13 protein-coding genes are annotated in these 19,399 nt (G+C 63.0%); 5 read left to right on the top strand and 8 right to left on the bottom strand.

The window, feature by feature from the left end; translation table 11 throughout:
* Positions 1–141 precede the first annotated feature (141 nt).
* Both ACMGGG_RS20795 and prmA read right to left on the bottom strand, forming a co-directional pair.
* On the bottom strand, positions 142–1,446 hold the full coding sequence (locus tag ACMGGG_RS20795; RefSeq protein WP_414154350.1) for a DUF3426 domain-containing protein: 1,305 nt from the start codon (positions 1,444–1,446) through the stop codon (positions 142–144).
* A 54-nt stretch (positions 1,447–1,500) separates the two neighbouring features.
* Entirely contained in the window at positions 1,501–2,379 is an 879-nt protein-coding gene (prmA, locus tag ACMGGG_RS20790) for a 50S ribosomal protein L11 methyltransferase (protein ID WP_414154349.1), read from the bottom strand.
* A gap of 186 nt (positions 2,380–2,565) precedes the next feature.
* Here prmA and ACMGGG_RS20785 point away from each other — a divergent pair, with 186 nt between their 5' ends.
* The gene (locus tag ACMGGG_RS20785) at positions 2,566–6,453 is read left to right on the top strand and encodes a dermonecrotic toxin domain-containing protein (protein WP_414154348.1); all 3,888 of its coding nucleotides are present in this window, start codon (positions 2,566–2,568) and stop codon (positions 6,451–6,453) included.
* 172 nt (positions 6,454–6,625) lie between these two features.
* On the opposite strand, the gene accC is transcribed toward ACMGGG_RS20785, so the two are convergent.
* The 6 genes from accC to ACMGGG_RS20755 all read right to left on the bottom strand — a co-directional run bounded on the left by accC (position 6,626) and on the right by ACMGGG_RS20755 (position 14,866).
* A complete protein-coding gene (accC, locus tag ACMGGG_RS20780) occupies positions 6,626–7,981 on the bottom strand; it encodes an acetyl-CoA carboxylase biotin carboxylase subunit (protein WP_054894205.1) in 1,356 nt (451 codons plus the stop codon).
* Between the two features lie 17 nt (positions 7,982–7,998).
* Positions 7,999–8,463, bottom strand: a complete 465-nt coding sequence (accB, locus tag ACMGGG_RS20775) for an acetyl-CoA carboxylase biotin carboxyl carrier protein (protein ID WP_054894204.1) — start codon at positions 8,461–8,463, stop codon at positions 7,999–8,001.
* Between the two features lie 109 nt (positions 8,464–8,572).
* Positions 8,573–9,025: a type II 3-dehydroquinate dehydratase gene (gene aroQ / locus ACMGGG_RS20770; protein ID WP_054894203.1), complete on the bottom strand. Its 453-nt coding sequence runs from the start codon at positions 9,023–9,025 to the stop codon at positions 8,573–8,575.
* A 179-nt stretch (positions 9,026–9,204) separates the two neighbouring features.
* Positions 9,205–10,971, bottom strand: coding sequence for a protein-disulfide reductase DsbD (locus ACMGGG_RS20765; protein ID WP_414154347.1), 1,767 nt, complete (start codon positions 10,969–10,971; stop codon positions 9,205–9,207).
* A 203-nt stretch (positions 10,972–11,174) separates the two neighbouring features.
* Entirely contained in the window at positions 11,175–11,954 is a 780-nt protein-coding gene (locus tag ACMGGG_RS20760) for a methyl-accepting chemotaxis protein (RefSeq protein WP_414155831.1), read from the bottom strand.
* Positions 11,955–13,249: 1,295 nt separating this feature from the next.
* The gene (locus tag ACMGGG_RS20755; RefSeq protein WP_063546300.1) at positions 13,250–14,866 is read right to left on the bottom strand and encodes a response regulator; all 1,617 of its coding nucleotides are present in this window, start codon (positions 14,864–14,866) and stop codon (positions 13,250–13,252) included.
* A gap of 250 nt (positions 14,867–15,116) precedes the next feature.
* On the opposite strand from ACMGGG_RS20755, the gene ACMGGG_RS20750 reads away from it, so the two are divergent.
* From ACMGGG_RS20750 to speA, 4 genes are all read left to right on the top strand, one after another.
* A complete protein-coding gene (locus ACMGGG_RS20750) occupies positions 15,117–16,184 on the top strand; it encodes a DUF2333 family protein (protein WP_054894199.1) in 1,068 nt (355 codons plus the stop codon).
* Entirely contained in the window at positions 16,181–16,714 is a 534-nt protein-coding gene (locus ACMGGG_RS20745) for an NUDIX hydrolase (protein ID WP_054894198.1), read from the top strand. Before ACMGGG_RS20750 ends, ACMGGG_RS20745 begins: the two co-directional genes overlap by 4 nt.
* Positions 16,715–16,923: 209 nt before the next feature.
* A complete protein-coding gene (locus ACMGGG_RS20740) occupies positions 16,924–17,295 on the top strand; it encodes a translation initiation factor Sui1 (RefSeq protein ID WP_054894197.1) in 372 nt (123 codons plus the stop codon).
* Positions 17,296–17,448: 153 nt separating this feature from the next.
* Positions 17,449–19,362, top strand: a complete 1,914-nt coding sequence (gene speA / locus ACMGGG_RS20735; RefSeq protein ID WP_054894196.1) for an arginine decarboxylase — start codon at positions 17,449–17,451, stop codon at positions 19,360–19,362.
* Positions 19,363–19,399: the final 37 nt, after the last annotated feature.

The following is a 19,399-nucleotide window of genomic DNA, read 5'->3' as shown; positions in this document are numbered from 1 at the left end:
ATTGGAGTTCGAAAAAGGGATGGCATGATACCCGCTCTCGGTGACCGGATAAAGATGGAACTGGATAAAATCTGAACAGTTGTGGGCTTATGACATTTAGGTTGGTGATGTCGCCCACCGCGCTCCCTCAGGTATGGCGTGCTACTCGGGGGAGCGGAAACTCAAGCTGTAGTTCACCGCCTTGGGGCCTGGATCGAGGATGTCCAGAGCGATGTGGATCGGTGTCTGGCTAGGCATCTCGCCCCGCCCGGCCAGCTCGCCCGACAGGTACTCGCTGGGTTTGAACCGACGACTGGCGATCAACTGCCCGTTGAGGTCGGCGAAACGCAGCTCCAGCAAGGGGAAGGGTTGGCTGAAGGAGGCGCGGTTGTAGATGATCGCGTCGACGATCAGCGCGCCCTTGAAGTCCGGATGGCTGCGCACCACCAGGTTGCTGCTCTTGATACGAGCGATGTCGACTCGGGTGGGTACCTGGCAGCCGACGATCGGGCACAGTTGCTGGAACAGCGGCCGGTAACGATCGTGCCGGGCCATCTCATCGAAGTGGTAGTAGACGTACTGGAAGGCCAGCAGGCCAGCGGCTAGCAGCGCCAGGAAGCCCCAAAGCAGGCGCTTGCCCCAGTTCGGTGCGGGCTTTTGCCAGTCCAGTTGCAGCGGGTCGTCGACCACATCGACCAATGGTTCCTTGCGCGCGCGCGAGGGTTTGCTGGCCAGGACCGGCTCCAGCCGTTCGTCGTCTTCGGCATCATCGTGGTCGTCACGTGCCGACAGGCGCAGATTCGCGACATCGTCGTCCAGGGCCGAGAGGCCTTTTTCCGGACGAGGCTCGTCGAGGGACGAGAGCCGCTCGGTGGCTGGTTCGTCGCGTTCGGCGGGCAAGTGTGCGGGGGTGTCTTCGTCGTCGAGCTCAAGCGTCTGTCCGAGGGTTGGCTCGGTACGCTCCTGTGCTATCGGTTCCAGGTCGAGTGGCTCCTGCTCGACCAGAACCGGTGCAGGTGCCGGTGTGGGTTGCGAGTCGGGCTCGAGGCGGTCATCGGTTGCGGTGCCGAAGGGCTCGTCACCATGTTGCTCCGGGTGCTGATCGTCACGCCGCGCCTGCAAGGACTCGTCGCGCTCGGCGTTTTGGCGCTCGGGGCGAGGGCCTCGTCGCTCCAGGCGCGCAAGCTCCTGGTCCAGATCCATGGCATCCAGCGTGGCAGCCCAGTCGTCCTGGCTCGGCGCGGGTGGCTCGACCGCAGGCGTTGCTGGCACCGTTGGCGCTACCGGTGTCGTGGCAACCGGCGTTGGCGCAGCCCCCTGGCTCTGTTCGAGCAACTGCCGCGCGGCATTGAACACCTGCAGGCACTGGCCACAGCGCACCACCCCACGGGCCACGCTCAACTGGTGATACGTGACGCGAAAACGCGTCTGGCAATGCGGGCACTGGGTGACGAAACTGTCGGTCATGCGGCGATCCGGGGGTTGTGCAGGGTTGGAGTCTGGTGCTTTACGAACTGTAGCCTAGCGACGACGGCCGCTGATACGCACCCAGCCATCGCGCACGACGATCGGGTCGAGGTCGAAGTCGGCGGCGTAGGCAGCAGCCACTTCCTCGCCCTGCTCGGCGAGAATGCCCGACAGCGCCAGCAGGCCACCAGGGCGTACCAGGCCGGACAACTGCGGGGCCAGTGAGACCAGCGGGCCGGCCAGGATGTTGGCGACCAGCACATCGGCCTGCATCGCCGGCATGTGCTCGGGCAGGTACAGCGCCAGCTTCTCGTCGGCGATGCCGTTGCGCTGGGCGTTGTCACGCGAGGCTTCGATGGCCTGCACGTCGATGTCGGTCCCCACCGCTTCGCGGGCGCCCAGCAGCAGGGCGGCAATGGCCAGGATGCCCGAGCCGCAGCCAAAGTCGAGCACCTGGGTGCCTGCGAGCGACTGGCCGTCGAGCCATTCCAGGCACAGGGCGGTGGTCGGATGGGTGCCGGTGCCGAAGGCCAGGCCCGGGTCGAGCAGCAGGTTGACGGCGTCTTTCTCCGGGGCCTCATGCCAGCTCGGCACGATCCACAGGCGTTGGCCGAAACGCATCGGCTGGAAACCGTCCATCCAGCTGCGTTCCCAGTCCTGATCCTCGATGACTTCGGCCTGGTGCTCGGGCAGATCGGCGCCGGTCAGCAGCTGCAGGTGGGCGAACACCGCTTCGGGCTCGGCATCGGCTTCGAACAAGGCCAGTAGATGCGTGTGCGACCACAGTGGGGTGGTGTTGAGGTCCGGTTCGAAGATCGGCTGGTCTTCGGCATCCATGAACGTGACCGAGACGGCGCCGACTTCGAGCAGGGCGTCTTCGTAGGTTTCGGCTTGTTCCGGGCTGATGGCCAGACGTACTTGCAGCCAGGGCATGGCGGGCACCTTAAATGTGATTCGGTGTGATCGAAGAGGCAGTCTGCGACTGCCAAATCGGGCATTTTACGCGAGCGCATCCCATACGGACAGGCCGCAGGATGATCCGTCGAACAAATAACTACCGCTGGTCGTGCCGCGGCGCTACCTAGAATTCGGGCCCCCAAGCCTACGAGGTATAGCGTCATGAACGATCAGCCCGCTACCCATTCCCCCATTGACGATTCGTCGGCCCACTCCATCATCGAGCGACTCGGGCGCTGGAGTGCGGCCTTCGAGCAACGACGCAACTCCCAGCTGAGCTTTATCGAGGCAATCGAAAGCGACGCGCTTGTGCAACTGCGCACCTACTACACCGAAGATATCGACCCGAATTTCATCCAGGACCTGCTGGATGCTGCTCTGCAGCGCATGGTCACCCAGCAGCCGGTGCTCTATGACGAAGCAGAACATGCCATCTATCGCATCAGCGACGGGGAGCCGCGTGAAGTGCCGCTGGAACGGCGCCAGCAGGTCGAACAACTGGTGGAGGGCATCGGTGGGCGCATGGTTGAAACCTACCGGGATTACCTCACCCGCCACTGGGAGGCGAAGCCCCAGGGCTTGAGTGATGTGCTCGAGTACCAGAAGCGAATCAGCCAACGTTGCGAGCAGCACTGCATTGATCTTGAAGCCGCGCTGGGCGCGCCACAGGTTGCCGCGATGACCAGTGCCCAGGTGCGGGCGCTGATTCGGGAGCAGGAGCGGGACTGGCATGCGCAGCCTGCGCTGTTGTTTCTCGCCGATGACGATGAGAGGCAAGTGCTCGACAGGCTTGTCCGCAAGCACCTGCCGGAGTGGTATCGCAATTTGAATGCCGAGGACGTCGCGGCGCTGACTGCCGCTCAGGGCGTTTGCGAGGGAGCGCAGTCAACACTCGAAAGTTTGCTTGGTAGTGCGCGCTCGTTGCGTGAGCATGCGGGCAGCCTGGCGTCCGCCTATCTGCATGAGCATTTCGACCTGCCATTATCTGCCGACCTCATCACCGTCAAATGTGAACCGTCAGCTACGGAAAATGTGAGCGTCAGGACGCTGACCCTTACCGAGCTGGTGATGGAAGGCGCAATTGACGTGACACAGGTGTACAAGCCGCTGCAGGTGAGCATGCCGTTACTGCATTGCAAGCCACCTTCCGCTGAGCAACTACAGGGTCTGTTGAGCGAACTCGATGTCCCGCACAGCTTCATCGCGACCCTCAAGCAGCGCCATCAGGACGCTGAAGTCGAGTTGGCGCAGCTAGAGCTCTATGACTCGCAATTGCGCTATAGCCTGCTGATTGCCAGCAAGAAAGGGCACCTGTCGGATGCGCGTCATGATCAGGTCTTGGCATTGCTCGCCCAGGAGCCGCCAGGCGATGAGATCTGTCCTCTGCAATTGTGGGCGGGCGCAGATTGCAGTGACTTGTTGTTGTTCGCCGTAGCAGATGACGCCTTTGTGCTGTATGCCCCTGGTAAACCAGATGGCCAGGAGTGGATAGAGCTGGTATCACAGCGCGCGCTCAACAGTGAAATCGGTGGTTGGTTGGCGGAGGAAACGGGTCGTCATTATCTGTTGAGCCAGGTTCCCTTCGATCAACGAGCCACGGTCAGTGCATCCATCCTGAGCATCGTGGAAAAACCTTCCGAATGGTCCCTGAGTCTGGATCGTAGGAGAGCCCTGACGGGGTACGAGGCATGCTTGGCCGAGCGGGTGCGCTTGAGCAATAAAAAGGCCGAGGATGAGATCGAGGCCTCTATTGCGCCGTATTACGCACTTAACCTGAACATTGGCCAAAAGCGCGTGATCAACCTGGAAAAGCAGGTGGCGTTGCAAGCTGAGCACGTGTTTGCCGCGTCGATGCAGGATTATGAAGGTTTTCACGCGTTCGCCCGGCGTACCGTCGAGACTGCCATCAAGCCTTACCTGGACGACAAGGGCATCACCGAACAGGTCGACCCGGAGTCTATTCTGTTCGATCTGCCGTCCACAGACACGGATACGCCGCTGACGATGAACCTGGTCGATCTGGTCTGCTATGGATATGACGACAATTCCGGCCTGGACAACCCGAAAAAGGGCGTGCGCTCCCTGGTTGGCCAGGACCTGAGCGCTCTACGCAGCCACGATTTTACGCGCTATGCACGTCGCGCTTACGTTGGCGAGACGTACATCACACACATACGCGAACACTATCTGAACGAGTCCTCGGCGGATTATGAGGCTCGCCGGAAGATGTTCGGTCGTGCGCTGATCTCGGCGATGGACCGCGATTTGCGCCTGGCCAGTATCAAGGCTGAACTCGATCAAGCGACCTATACGAAACTGATTGCACTGGTGACGGCGCTGGGGCGGACGTTGAGCCAGCCCGACATCTTCAGTGAATCGGAAACGGTGGTCGAGAGTTCGGGGGTGTTTCGTTTGTCGATCGACGGCTGTTTCGTACTGGGCGCCTATGTCCTGCGCGATGTGGCAGACAAAGTGGCGACTGACTGGCTGTATACCCCGGATGCCCCGGATGGTGTTCTGCTGCGCCCCTATCAGTCCTTGAACGCCACAGGTACGGGCGTGCTTTACGATTATCTGCTCAACCGGGTTACGTTGGCCTCCAGATCCAAGGTCAGCACGCGCCTGAAGAGGTTGGCCAGTGGCGACAGTCATCGTGATTCCCTGCGTGGGCTCAACCAGGTGGTGACGGTGGTCGGGGAGTACAACGTGTTCATCGAGCATGCGCTCGCCGATGTCGAGGATGCGACCCTTGGCAAAGCCGAGGTCATTCGCGCCCAGGTGTTCAAAGGCGTTCTGTTCAGCGCACTGCCGTTGCTGGTGTATCCGCCGTTCGCCATAGCGTTTGGGGCCTTCATGACCGCCTCTGCTTTGAAAAAGGCCATTGTCGCCCATACTCGATGGGAAACCGCAGTGGCCCTGCAGAACTGGCTGGAAGCGTCGTGGGGTTTGTTGGGGGCGGTGTTGAGTGTGCCAGGAGTGAGCCTGGGAATGCTCAAGTCAGCGCTTGCGCCCTTGCGCCAGGCAGTTGTCCGCCGCCCTCAGGTGACGGGTGCGACACGAACCCCCTCCCTGCAGTTCGACAAGTCCTGGGCAGTCAAGAGCAAGCCTGGCGATCTGCACAAGGTGACGGAGGACGGTATCTGGAAAGGCACCTACCGTAGCGGCGCCAAGGACGCTACCAACGCAGAGCATTTCATCCGCTCGGGCGGTCGTTACTACAAGGTCGTACACGACGCTGAGCACGCTACATTACGGGTGTTCAAGGCCAATCGCCCGCAGAGCTACCATCGCCCGGCAGTGCGATTGCATGAAGATGGCCGATGGATTGCCAACAGCACCGGCCTTCGCGGCGGCAATCATGTGCAGGATGCTGGAACCCTGACGCAGGCAAGGCAGATTACCAATGGCGAGGGAGCGCCATCGGAAATACGTGGCGCTCTGCAGGGAGAAGCCGTGGTGGCGCGATACGTGGGGGCGGCGGATGACTACCTGTATACCGTCAATGCGCAGTCCTGTGTGGCGGTATCCTTGTACAACCCAGCAACACGTGCAGGTGCGGTGCTGCATATCGATCACAATGTCCGTAGCCTGATCGAGCCTGCACTGCGGCAAGTGCTGACGCAAATCGGCGCTGCGCAGGATGGCGCGGGCGTCAGGGCAGTCATGGCCGGTGGCGACTGGCTGGGCGGTACGGATATCGGCGGCGTCGTGCGGGCGTTGCTCAGGCGCCAGGGAATCCAGGCAAGTTGGCAGCACTGGTCGTTCTCGTCGTGTTTTGGCGGAAGCTATGGCATGACGCTGAACCTGGGGAGCGGCGTTACGCGTGTTTACCGAACGCCTATGAGCGTGGTCGAGCAAGTGCTGACGCCGATCATGAAGCAGGCTAATTTCCGGTTGAAGGGGGTGCCCGCTCGCGCCCACAGATTCCAAAGCCGTTTCCGGGCCCGCCCGCTGTATGAGCGGCCAAGCGGAGTTGTGGAAGATGCTGCCGGATTGGCGCCGGCCCCGGACGAACTAGCCTTGCAGGCGATCTCAGTGGTGAGCCTCTGACAAGCGGATATCGCGCTCATGCGAGCCTAGGTGACCTGCTCTGTCCTGGGTAGATAGCAAAAAAACCGATGCCAGATTCTGGCATCGGTTTTTTTTGTGGCATCCCCGGCTTTTCTGAAAGGCCAATGGCTGGCATCGCAGCGGTTGCCGGGCGTGCTACCTCAACAAGCGATCACTCCTGGTTGGCCAGTTTGTGCTCGAGGTAGTGGATGTTGACGCCGCCTTTGCAGAAACCTTCATCACGCACCAGGTCGCGGTGCAGCGGGATGTTGGTCTTGATACCGTCGACAACGATCTCGTCCAGGGCATTGCGCATGCGCGCCATGGCTTCGTCGCGGTCCTTGCCGTAGGTGATCAGCTTGCCGATCAGCGAGTCGTAGTTCGGCGGAACCGAATAGCCGCTGTACAGGTGCGAATCGACCCGCACGCCATTGCCACCCGGGGCATGGAAGTGCTTGACGGTGCCTGGGCTCGGAATGAACTTCTTCGGGTCTTCGGCGTTGATCCGGCACTCCAGCGAGTGACCGCGGATCACCACGTCTTCCTGGCGGAACGACAGCTTGTTGCCAGCGGCGATGCTGAGCATCTCCTTGACGATATCGATGCCGGTGACCATCTCCGAAACCGGGTGCTCGACCTGGACGCGGGTGTTCATCTCGATGAAGTAGAAGCGACCGTTCTCGTACAGGAACTCGAAAGTACCTGCACCGCGGTAGCCGATCTCGATGCACGCATCGACGCAACGCTTGAAGACTTCCTGGCGGGCCTTCTCGTCGATACCGGGGGCCGGGGCTTCTTCCAGTACCTTCTGGTGACGGCGCTGCAGCGAGCAGTCGCGGTCGCCCAGGTGCACGGCGTTGCCCTGGCCATCGGACAGTACCTGAACTTCCACGTGACGTGGGTTGGTCAGGAACTTTTCCAGGTAGACCATCGGGTTGCCGAACGCCGCACCGGCTTCGGTACGGGTCAGCTTGGCCGACGCGATCAGGTCTTCTTCCTTGTGCACCACGCGCATGCCGCGACCACCACCGCCACCGGCGGCCTTGATGATCACCGGATAGCCGACTTCACGGGCGATGGCCAGTGCAGTTTCTTCGTCTTCCGGCAGTGGGCCGTCAGAGCCCGGCACGGTTGGGACGCCCGACTTGATCATCGCATCCTTGGCCGAAACCTTGTCGCCCATCAGGCGGATGGTGTCGGCTTTGGGGCCGATGAAGGCGAAACCGGATTTCTCCACCTGCTCGGCGAAGTCGGCGTTCTCGGCGAGGAAGCCGTAGCCCGGGTGGATGGCGGTGGCGCCAGTCACTTCGGCGGCAGCGATGATCGCCGGGATGTGCAGGTAGGATTCTTTCGACGATGCAGGGCCGATGCAGACCGATTCGTCTGCCAGGCCCAGGTGCATCAGTTCGCGGTCAGCGGTGGAGTGGACCGCGACGGTCTTGATGCCCAGCTCTTTGCAGGCACGCAGGATCCGCAGGGCAATTTCCCCGCGGTTGGCGATCAGGACTTTTTCGAGCTTCCCAGACATCGTTGGCTCTCCGCGATTCAAACGATGGTGAACAGCGGCTGGTCGAACTCAACCGGCTGACCGTCTTCTACCAGGATGGCGTCGATGACACCGCCGATATCGGCTTCGATGTGGTTCATCATCTTCATGGCTTCGACGATGCACAGGGTGTCGCCTTTCTTCACCGACTGACCGACTTCAGCGAAGTTCGGCGAGGTTGGCGAAGGCTTGCGGTAGAAGGTACCGACCATCGGCGAGCGGATCACGGTGCCTTTGAGGGCAGGTGCTGCAGCGGCTTCGGCAGCCGGGGCGGCGGCCACGGGGGCTGCGGCGGCAGGGGCTGGAGCAGCAAATTGCGCTGGGGGTGCGAAGTACTGGGCGCCGGCAGGTTGTTTGCTGTTACGGCTGATGCGAACGGACTCTTCGCCTTCCTTGATCTCCAGTTCGTCGATGCCGGACTCTTCCAGCAGTTCGATCAGCTTTTTGACTTTACGGATATCCATTAATCAGCAACTCCCAAGGTTCGGTCGGGGACTTAATTATCAAAACGTGTCGAAAACGTTTCTTCGTAGTGTTTCGAAGCCCAGGCATGTAGGCCTGGGCTTTGCGTCATCAGGGCTGTGCGTTGGCAGCCAGGTGTTCCAGAGCAGACTCCAGGGCTAGCCGGTAACCGCTGGCGCCCAGGCCGCAGATCACGCCCACTGCCACATCGGAGAAGTAGGAGTGATGACGGAACGGTTCACGCTTGTGCACGTTGGAGAGGTGCACTTCGATGAATGGGATGCTCACAGCGAGCAATGCGTCACGTAATGCGACGCTGGTGTGGGTGAAAGCGGCCGGGTTGATCAGGATGAAGTCCACGCCTTCGTTGCGCGCGGCATGGATACGGTCGATCAGTTCGTACTCGGCATTGCTCTGCAGGTACTGCAGGTGGTGGCCGGCGGCGCGTGCGCGCTGCTCGAGGTCCTGGTTGATCTGGGCGAGGGTGACGGCGCCGTAGACTCCCGGCTCGCGGGTACCGAGCAGGTTGAGGTTGGGGCCGTGCAGCACCAGTAGGGTGGCCATCTGCGGTTTCCTTGGTTTTGTAGGGCAATTCGACATAGCGCGGCGACTATGCCGCAAGAGACTAGCGAGTGTCCAGTTCCCTGCAATAGCCAGCACGATGACCGAGATTCGCGCAAAGTATGTGACCAGATGATCAGCTCTGGTCACTTCGTTGGAGAAAGTTACCGGTGCGCGGGAAGTTATAGACCGAGTTTGCTGCGCATGCCGGTGAGAATTTTCGCAAATTCGTCGGCGTTCACCTCGCCTACCACCCGGTCAGTGGTCATTTCGCTGCCGTTTGCGGCAAAAAACAACAAGGCGGGTGGGCCGAACAGCGTGTAGCGGTCGAGCAGGGCGCGTTGTTCGGCGTTGCTCTCGGTCAGGTCGAACCGCAGCAGCTTGAAGCCGTTCAGCTGGGCCTGCACCTGTGGCGCGTTGAGTACTTCATGTTCGATCACCTTGCAACTGATGCACCAGTCGGCGTACCAGTCCAGCAGCAGCGGCTGGCCTGCGGCCTTGGCCTGGGCCAATGCGGCGTCCAGGGCGGCAGGGGTGGTGAGGGTTTGCCATGCATCTGCCTGGGGGGTGGCGGGGGGCGAGGTGCTGACGCCGGGGCCGGGCAATGGACGCAGAGGATCGCCCTGACCCGCGAGTGCGCCGTACCAGCACGCCAGTGCATAGACCAGGCAGAGCAGCCCCAGCAGCTGGGCCAGGCGTTGACGTGGAGTCTTGACCACGAACTCCAGCGCGCCGAGGAACAGCGCCACGCCTGCCGACAACAGGCCGATCAGCAGCAAGGTCACCGGCCCCGGCAACACGCGGCTGAGCAGGCCAAGCGCCACGCCCAGCAGCAGGACCCCGATCACGTTCTTCACCGTGTTCATCCACGCCCCGCTCTTGGGCAGCCAGGCGGCACCGCCTGTCGCCACCAGCAGCAGTGGCGCGCCCATGCCCAATCCGAGCGCGAACAGCTTAAGTGCCCCGCCCAGAGCATCGCCGCTGGCGCTGATATAGAGCAGGGCACCGGCCAGTGGTGCCGACACGCAGGGCGAGACCAGCAGGCTGGAAAGCACGCCCAGCACCGCAGCACCCAGTAGCGAACCGCCGCGGGTATTGCTCGCGACACGGTCCAGGCGTTGGCTCAGGGCGTGCGGCAACTTGAGTTCGAACAGGCCGAACATCGCCAGGGCGAACACCACGAAGAACAGGGCGAAGGGCACCAGTACCCAGGCCGACTGCAGACGTGCCTGCAGGTTGAGGCTGGCACCGAACAGGCCCATCAGCGCACCGAGCGCGGCAAAGCTGGCAGCCATTGGCAGCACGTAGGCCAGCGACAGGCTAAAGCCGCGCCAGCCACCCACCTGGCCGCGCAGCACCACACCCGAGAGAATCGGCAGCATCGGCAGCACGCAGGGGGTGAAGGTCAGGCCCAGACCGGCGAGGAAGAACAGCAGCAAGGTCTGCCAGCTCCAGCCCTCGGCCGTGGTGGTGGACAAGGTGCTGCCTTCGCCGGGAATCGACAGTCGTGCGGTTTCCGGCGGATAGCATAATCCCTTGTCGGCGCAGCCCTGGTAGCCGACCAGCAAGGTGAAGGCGCGCGAGTCGGTGCGCGGTACCTCTATGTCGACGATGCCATGGTAGACCTCGACATCGCCGAAGAACTCGTCGTGCTTGGCTTCGCCTTGGGGAATCCGTGCGCTGCCGAGGGCGATGTCGGGCGGCTCGCTGCGAAACTGGAAGCGATGGCGATAGAGGTAGTAGCCCTCGGTGGCGACGAAGCGCAGCTTGATCGACTGGGCATCTGCGCTGATCAGGTCGAGCTTGAAGGCTTCGTGGACCGGCAGAAAGTCTGCGCTGTTGGACAGCGAGGCGGCGCCGAGGGTGGCGCTGGGACGGTTGTCGAGCAGGCCCGAGGCGAAGGTGGGGCTGGCCAGCAGCAGGAACAGCAGGAGGAACAGGCGGCGCATGGCGGACTCGCGAGGCGGAACGTGCCCGGCATGATAACGGAGTTGGCTGGAGGCGGGGATGACAGGTGGTCGCAGGTTCGGCTGCTTGCAGGCCTGGCCCCTTCGCGGGCAAGCCCGCTCCCACTGGGTAGCGGCGAGGAAACCTCCTGCTGGCGCGGTTCCTGTGGGAGCGGGCTTGCCCGCGAAGGGGCCAGGCCTGCCGATCACACCCTGAAGGCCCCCACAGCGGTATTCAGCTCACCACCCAGTTGCAGCAACTGCTCACCCTGCTCGCGCCCTTCGCCGATGCGTTGCAGGTTGTCTTCACCGAGCGCATGAATCCGCTCGCTGTGGTCGCGGATTTCGCTCACTGCACCGCTCTGCTGTGCGGTGACGTCGGCAATCCTCACCGCTGTATCGGAGATGGTGCGAATCGCGCTGACGATCTCATCCAGCGCCCCATCCGCCGCCTGGGCCTGGCTGGCGGTCGCTTCGGCGTGTTCGAGCTGGGTGCGCATGCCATTCACCGATTCGCGCGCTGCCTGCTGCAGGCGGTCTATCAGCGTCTGGATCTCGCCGGTGGCGCCGGTGGTGCGCTGGGCCAGCGAACGTACTTCGTCGGCCACCACGGCAAAGCCGCGGCCCATTTCCCCGGCACGGGCCGCTTCGATCGCTGCGTTGAGGGCCAGCAGATTGGTCTGCTCGGCGATCGAGCGGATCACCGTCAGCACGCCACCGATGGTTGCCGACTCCTCGGCCAGTTGTTCGATCAACTGCGCATTGCCCTGCACCTCATCGACCAACGCTCGCAGGCCGGAGAGGCTGTGGCCGATCACCGCCTGGCCGTGCTCCACGGCGCGCCCGGCGTCGCGGCTGGCATCGGCGGCCGAACTGGCATCGCCGGCCACCTGCTGGATGGTCGCTTCGAGCTCGCCCAGGGCATCGCGGATCTGTGCGGTATCGCCTGCCTGGCGTTGGGCACCGTCATGCAGCGCGCTGCTCATGCCGGCCAGGGCATGGCTGCTGCCCGCGACCTGCTCGGCGTTGTGGCGGATGGTGCCGACCAGCGTCACCAGGTACTGGCGCAAGCGATTGAGCGACTCCTGGATGTCGAGCAGTTCGAGGTTGGTCTTGCCAAGGGCGACCGGCTGGGCAAAATCGCCCTCGGCCCAGCGCGACAGGGCCGGCGCGAGGCTGGTGAGGGTGCGTGTCAGGCGGCGCTGCAAGGTGTCGATGAGCAGGGCGATCAGCAGGATCAGGCCGATCATCAGGCCCTGGATGACCCGGACCTCGCCAGCGATCTTCGCGTGCTGACCACGCACCTCTGGTTCCAGTCCGGCGATGGCCTTTCGCACAGCTTCGAGGCGCTCGCTGGTGCTGGCGGCCAGTGCGGCACGACGCTCGATCTGTTCACGGGTGCGCTGCAGTTCGGCCGGATAGCGACCGAGCAAGCTCTGCAATTCACGCTTGAGGCTCACGGCAACGTCCTCCTTCTGCTCGCTGCCCTGGCTTTGCAGGCCCATCATCGCGGCGAAGTCGTCGGCGTTGGATTCGGCCGCGCGGGTCACCCCCAGCAACGGCAGGCTGTCGATGATTTGCGCCTGGGCGCGGATCTGTTGCAGTTCACGCTCCACTTCGTCGGCCAGTTCCGCGCGACCGCTGCTGACCAGCTTGTCGCGGGCCAGTGCCAGGCGGCCCAGGTGCAGCGAGGCGTCCATCAGCGGGGCCAGGTAGCGACCAGCCTCGGCGCTGCCGCTGTCGCGGGCATAACCGGCCAGTTGCTCAAGGTTGGCGCCCAGCTCGCGCTCGGCTTGCAGCAGCAGTGCCTGCGGATCACCGGCCAGCTTGCCGGCGGCCAGCAATTCGTTGGCGGTGAAGCCCTGCAGGCTGTCCAGGCTCGGGCGCAGCTTGGCGGCCAGTGCGTCTGGCCATTCTTCAAGGGCGCTGTGCAGCTGCTTGTTGGCCTCCATGGCCGAGGCATGGCGCAGGGCGTCGCCGCTGGCCAGGTAGGCCTGGATATTGCCGGCGGCCTCGTTCTGGAACTGCTGGGACAGCCCCAGGTAGCGCTCCATCATCTGGTAGGGACGCTCGAGTGCACGTTGCGACCACCACAGGGTTGCGCCCAGCGCGAAGCACACGGTCACCAGCAAGAGGGTGTTGAAATTGGTCAGCCACTTCAGGCGCATAGCCGCGAACTTCCTGCGGGAATGGAGAGGTAGGTGCCTGAAGTTATTGCGATTTTGTGACCGGGTGATGACGACGACGGGGTGGCGCCATAAAAAAGTGGCAGAGTGCCAGTCTAGGGCTCGACCCTCACCACGCAATTACGCCCCGCGTGCTTGGCCCGGTACAGCGCCTCATCCGCCGCGCTGGCCATGGTCAGCGCGTCCAGCGTGTCATCGAGTTGCACCACCCCGGCGCTGAAGGTGCACTGCAGGTCGTTCGGCTGGGCGGGATAGTGGATTTCGGCAAAGCGCTGGCGGATCTCGTCGAGCACCTTGTACGCAGCTTCCAGCCCGGTGTTGGGCATGACGATGGCGAATTCTTCACCGCCATAGCGGCCGATGAAATCGGTCTTGCGCAGGCGCTGCTTGAGGAACAGCGCCAGGCTCTTGATCACCCGGTCGCCCATGGGATGGCCATGCCGGTCGTTGATCTTCTTGAAATGGTCGATGTCGAGCATGGCGAAGCTCAATGGATGTTCCTCGCGGCGTGCGCGGAAACTGCAGTCTTCGAGCAGTTGCAGGATGTGGGTATGGTTGTACAGCCCCGTCAGGCTGTCGCGCACCATGCGTGCCTTGAGATGACGGGCGCGGGCGGCGCGGTTGCGCACGGTGGTCACCAGATGGCGGGCGCGGATCGGCTTGGTGAGGAAGTCGTCGCCACCTTCGCTCATGGCGTCGAGCTGCTTGTCCAGGTCGTCCTCGGCCGACAGGTAGATGATCGGTACGCTGACATAACGGTCGTTGTGGCGGATCACCTTGGCCAGTTCGGTACCGGTGCAGTCGGGCATGTACATGTCGAGGATGATCAGGTCGGGCTGGAAGTCAGCGAGCTCGGCCATGGTGCGGATCGGCTCGGTGAGCGTGCGGGTGATGATGCCGGCGCCGTTGAGCAGGCGCTCGGTGTGCATGGCCTGGGCGCGCGAGTCATCGATGATCAGCACCCGGAACGGGTCGTATTGGGCGGCGCTGGTCAGCAGTTCGACCTTCTCCAGCAGGCTGGAGGCTTCCAGGGTGCCGGTGAGGAACTCCTGGCCGCCGGCGCGCACGGCGGCCAGGCGGGTCGGGGTGTCGGTCTCGTGGAGGCTGAAGAACAGCAGCGGAATGTGCAGCTCCAGCCTTTGCTGGGCTTCGGCGGCCAGTTTGAGGCCCTGGCCGGGGCCACTGAAATCGACATCCATGACGATGGCCGAAGGCAGGCGTTCGCTCATCGAGGCACGAAAGGCATCGGCGTTGCCCAATGCCTGCACGCCCAATCCGAAGAACTCCAGCTGTTGCGCCAGGCGTTCGGCGCGGTCATGGTCCTGCAGCAGGATGTACACCGGCTTGCGCAAGGGCGGCAGGGGCACATGATCGAGCTGGTCGCCCTTGCGCAGGCCGGTGCGCGACAAGCGTTGCATCAGGCGATTGAGCTCGCCGATCAGTTCTGAATTGAGCCGCGTGCTGTTCGCTTCGATGGCCCTCAGCGTCTGCTCGATGGCAGTCGACAGGCTGCCGTGTTCGGGCTGTTCGAAACGATCGGCGTAGCGTTGCAGGCGCAGATTGGCGTCGCTCAGCTCGCCCAGCCCTGCGCTCGACCACTCGCCACGCTGCAAGCGCTGCCAGATCTCGAGGATCTGTCGGGCCTGATGGATGACCCGCTGGGCGAAATGCTGCTTCAAGCGCTCGTGGCTGGGCTCGGCTGGCTGGGTCATGTCCTGACTGCTTGTTGGAGGTTAGGGTGCAGGTTCAATGATGGCTCTATGCTAGCAGGTCTTTTCCTGCTCGCGAGTGCTGTGAATCAACAAAGCGTTCAGGCCCGATTATTCAGTTTCCGACCCATTGGTCGCTTATGCGTATGGCGGCGTCTGCTTTATAGTGCCGGGACGCGGGCTTGCCGTGGCACCCTGGCCGAGGCCTGTGGTCCAAGCCCCTGAACCGTCATGATTGATTAAGGACAACGCCATGCTGGACTGGAAAAACCGTGAGGCCAAGGCCGAGCGCCCTGAGCGCGCCGATGGCCGTGGCGCCGCCACCCGTAGCTACCTCGGCGGCCTCTGGAGCCGCGCCCTGGGCACTCTGATCGGCCTGTACCTGCTGGTGTGCATCGGCCTTGGCTGGTACTGGAGCGAAGAGCCCGACCTGTTCCCGGTGCAACAGAACGCCCAGGCTGCGGCCGAGCGTAACGGCCAGCAGATGGTGGTGGGCTATACCACCATCGAAACCCTCAAGAACGTTGCCGGCACCCTGCTCGACAAGCCGGGCGGTTATATCTCCAACGACCGCTTCCCGCCGGGTTTGTGGATGGACAACATGCCGAGCTGGGAATATGGCGTGTTGGTCCAGGTGCGCGACCTGTCGCGTGCGCTGCGCAAGGACTTCGCTCGCTCGCAGTCGCAATCGACCGAAGACGCCGACCTGGCCAAGGCCGAGCCGCGCTTCAACTTCGACAACAAGAGCTGGATCCTGCCGTCCAGCGAGTCGGAGTTCGAGGAAGGTATCAAGTCGCTCAACCGCTACCAGGTGCGCCTGGCCGCTGGCGACCAGGGCGCGATCTTCTACACCCGCGCCGACAACTTGAACAACTGGCTGGGCGACGTTGCCACGCGTCTGGGCTCGTTGTCCCAGCGTCTGTCGGCGAGCGTGGGACGGGTCAAGCTCAACAGCAACCTGAAGACCGAAACCGTCCAGGCCGGCCAGGCACCGCAGGTCGACGAGGAAATCGTCGAGACGCCATGGCTGCAGATCGACAACGTCTTCTACGAAGCCCGCGGCCAGGCCTGGGCGCTGTCGCATCTGCTGCGCGCCATCGAGGTCGACTTCGCCGACGTACTGGCCAAGAAGAACGCCACCGTCAGCGTGCGTCAGATCATTCGTGAGCTGGAAGCTTCGCAGGAGCCGCTGTGGAGCCCGATGGTACTCAACGGCAGTGGCTTCGGCATGTGGGCCAACCACTCGCTGGTAATGGCCAACTACATCTCCCGGGCCAACGCCGCAGTCATCGACCTGCGTCAGTTGCTCTCGCAAGGATGACCATCAATCCCGCCGAGGTCGCGCACCGCGCGGCCTCCGATGCCGAGCTGGTGGCCTGGGTGGACGAGCACGACCAGTACCTGGGTGCACTGGCGCGGGCCGAGTTGCGCGAGCGTGGGCTGATCGGGCGCTGCACTTTCATTCTGCTGTTCAATAGCCAGGGCGAGCTGTGCGTTCACCGACGCACCTTGAGCAAGGCGTTGTATCCCGGGTACTGGGATGTGGCGGCCGGTGGCATGGTCGGAGCACATGAGGAGTACGCCGAGTCTGCGGCCCGCGAGCTGGAAGAGGAACTGGGCATTGCCGGCGTGACGTTGCGCTTTCACGAGAAGTTCTACTTCGACCAGCCGGGTAATCGGCTGTGGTGCGCGGTGTTCTCGGCGGTGTCCGATGCGCCGCTGCGGTTGCAGCCTGAAGAGGTCATCGAGGCGCGCTTCGTCACTGTGGAGCAGGCAGAGGCCGAGAGCCGGGAGAAGGACTTCTGTCCGGACTCGCTGGCGGCGTTGCAGCGCTACAAGGCGAGCCTGTAGCAGCCAGCGCTCCCTCACGTCGCAAAACATTCGCAAAATGCCGCAATCCAGTACTTAGCAAGCCAAGGATTTATCGTTACACTGCGCGCCCTTTTCGGGCTGTCGCAACACCTGCGACAGTAGCGCCGCCCCTGCCAGAGTGGGGCTTCGCGGTCGGTCCAGTCCCCCTGTGGTCCGACCAGTTTTTGTCCTCAGCAAGAGGAACAAAAGTGGCCAAGAAAGCTTCTTCCTTCTCCGCCCTCGGCGGTCTCGTGTTTTCCACCGACGCTGGTCGGCACTGCCCCGACTGCAGCAAGCCGGTGGACGCGTGTGTCTGCAAGCAGCAACTCATCCCCGAAGGCGATGGCATCGCCCGGGTACGCCGTGAAAGCAAAGGGCGTGGCGGCAAGACCGTCACTACCATTACCGGCGTCCCGCTGCCGCTCGAGCAGCTCAAGGATCTCGCCAGCACGCTCAAGCGTCGATGCGGTACCGGTGGCGCCCTCAAAGACGGCGTCATCGAGATCCAGGGTGATCACGTCGAGCTGTTGCTCGCCGAACTGATCAAGCAGGGCTTCAAGGCGAAGAAGTCCGGCGGCTGAGCCAGCCCGCAGGATTTTTTGCCCAGTGCTTTCTAAACTCGTTTCCGTTGCCGGGGTCTACCCCCGAAGACGGACGAATCGTCATTTTCAGCTTCTACACTGCGCCCGCACCCATCGCGGGGCAGTGTCTTGACTTATCTATAGGGGACTTGAATGTCCGTACGACGCACACGCAAGGACGATGGCAGCCAATGGACCGTGGCCGACAGCCGCAGTGTTTATGGTATCCGCCATTGGGGCGCTGGTTATTTCGCCATCAATGAAGCCGGGCGTGTCGAAGTACGCCCCAACGGCCCCGACAGCGCGCCGATCGATCTCTTCGAGCAGGTCGACGAGCTGCGCCAGAGCGGCCTGTCGCTGCCACTGCTGGTCCGCTTCCCGGACATCCTGCAGGACCGCGTACGCCAACTGACCGGTGCCTTCGACGCCAACATCGCGCGCCTGGAGTACCAGAGCCAGTACACGGCCCTTTATCCGATCAAGGTCAACCAGCAGGAAGCGGTGGTCGAGAACATCATCGCCACGCAAAACGTCTCCATTGGCCTCGAAGCCGGCTCCAAGCCCGAGCTGCTGGCCGTGCTGGCGCTGGCGCCCAAGGGCGGCACCATCGTTTGCAACGGCTACAAGGACCGCGAGTTCATCCGCCTGGCGCTGATGGGCCAGAAGCTCGGCCACAACGTGTTCATCGTCATCGAGAAGGAATCCGAGGTCGCTTTGGTGATCGAGGAGGCCGCCGAGCTCAAGGTCAAGCCACAGGTCGGCCTGCGCGTGCGCCTGTCGTCGCTGGCGTCGAGCAAGTGGGCCGACACCGGGGGCGAGAAATCCAAGTTCGGGCTGTCGGCTGCGCAATTGCTGTCGGTGGTCAGCCGCTTCCGTGATGCCGGGCTCGACCAGGGTATTCGCCTGCTGCACTTCCACATGGGCTCGCAGATCGCCAACCTCGCCGACTACCAGCACGGCTTCAAGGAAGCCATCCGCTATTACGGCGAGCTGCGCGGCCTGGGCCTGCCGGTCGATCACATCGACGTCGGTGGCGGGCTGGGCGTCGACTACGATGGCACCCACTCGCGCAACGCCAGCTCGATCAACTACGACATGGATGACTATGCCGGCGTGGTGGTGGGGATGCTCAAGGAGTTCTGCGACGCCCAAGGCTTGCCGCACCCGCACATCTTCTCGGAGAGCGGTCGCTCGCTGACTGCGCATCACGCCATGCTGGTGATCCAGGTCACCGACGTCGAAAGCCACAACGACGAAGTGCCGACCATCGAGAACAAGGAGGCGCTGCCCGAGACCGTGCAGTGGCTGGCCGACTTGCTCGGCCCGACCGACATCGAGATGGTCACCGAGACCTACTGGCGCGCCACCCACTACATGGGTGACGTGGCCGCGCAGTATGCCGACGGCAAGATCAGCCTCTCCGAAAAAGCCCTGGCCGAGCAATGCTATTTCGCTGTATGCCGTCGCCTGCACAACTCGCTCAAGGCTCGCCAGCGTTCGCACCGTCAGGTGCTGGACGAGCTCAACGACAAGCTGGCAGACAAGTACATCTGCAACTTCTCGGTGTTCCAGAGCCTGCCGGACACCTGGGCCATCGGCCAGGTACTGCCGATCATCCCGTTGCACCGCCTGGACGAAGAGCCCATGCGCCGCGCGGTGCTGCAGGACCTGACCTGCGACTCCGATGGCAAGATCAACCAGTACGTCGACGAGCAGAGCATCGAAACCAGCATGCCGGTGCATGCGGTGCGCGAAGGCGAGGACTACCTGCTGGGTGTGTTCCTGGTCGGCGCCTACCAGGAGATTCTCGGCGACATGCACAACCTGTTCGGTGACACCGACTCGGTGAACATCTACCAGAACGCTGACGGTAGCGTGTACCACGCCGGCATCGAGACCCACGACACCATCGAGGACATGCTGCGCTACGTGCACCTGTCGCCGGAGGAGTTGATGACTCACTACCGCGATAAAGTCGCCAGCGCCAAGATCACCGCCCGGGAGCGGACCCAGTTCCTGGATGCGCTGCGTCTGGGCCTGACCCGTTCTTCGTATCTGTCGTCCTGATCGGCGGGCCGCTCCTGCAAGGTTTGCAGGAGCGGCC

The sequence above is a fragment of the Pseudomonas sp. BNK-44-b genome (genome assembly GCF_047456245.1).
GTDB classification, from domain to species: Bacteria; Pseudomonadota; Gammaproteobacteria; order Pseudomonadales; family Pseudomonadaceae; genus Aquipseudomonas; species Aquipseudomonas machongensis.
The sequence above is the reverse complement of the archived record's forward strand: the minus strand, read 5'-3'. Positions and strand labels throughout refer to the sequence as shown.

Coding starts and splice junctions, on each gene's coding strand:
- ACMGGG_RS20750 (WP_054894199.1), top strand. CDS start 15,117: ATGCTGGACTGGAAAAACCGTGAGGCCAAGGCCGAGCGCCCTGAGCGC.
- ACMGGG_RS20760 (WP_414155831.1), bottom strand. CDS start 11,954: ATGAGCAGCGCGCTGCATGACGGTGCCCAACGCCAGGCAGGCGATACC.
- accB (WP_054894204.1), bottom strand. CDS start 8,463: ATGGATATCCGTAAAGTCAAAAAGCTGATCGAACTGCTGGAAGAGTCC.
- speA (WP_054894196.1), top strand. CDS start 17,449: ATGTCCGTACGACGCACACGCAAGGACGATGGCAGCCAATGGACCGTG.
- ACMGGG_RS20785 (WP_414154348.1), top strand. CDS start 2,566: ATGAACGATCAGCCCGCTACCCATTCCCCCATTGACGATTCGTCGGCC.
- ACMGGG_RS20755 (WP_063546300.1), bottom strand. CDS start 14,866: ATGACCCAGCCAGCCGAGCCCAGCCACGAGCGCTTGAAGCAGCATTTC.
- ACMGGG_RS20745 (WP_054894198.1), top strand. CDS start 16,181: ATGACCATCAATCCCGCCGAGGTCGCGCACCGCGCGGCCTCCGATGCC.
- ACMGGG_RS20795 (WP_414154350.1), bottom strand. CDS start 1,446: ATGACCGACAGTTTCGTCACCCAGTGCCCGCATTGCCAGACGCGTTTT.
- accC (WP_054894205.1), bottom strand. CDS start 7,981: ATGTCTGGGAAGCTCGAAAAAGTCCTGATCGCCAACCGCGGGGAAATT.
- aroQ (WP_054894203.1), bottom strand. CDS start 9,025: ATGGCCACCCTACTGGTGCTGCACGGCCCCAACCTCAACCTGCTCGGT.
- prmA (WP_414154349.1), bottom strand. CDS start 2,379: ATGCCCTGGCTGCAAGTACGTCTGGCCATCAGCCCGGAACAAGCCGAA.
- ACMGGG_RS20765 (WP_414154347.1), bottom strand. CDS start 10,971: ATGCGCCGCCTGTTCCTCCTGCTGTTCCTGCTGCTGGCCAGCCCCACC.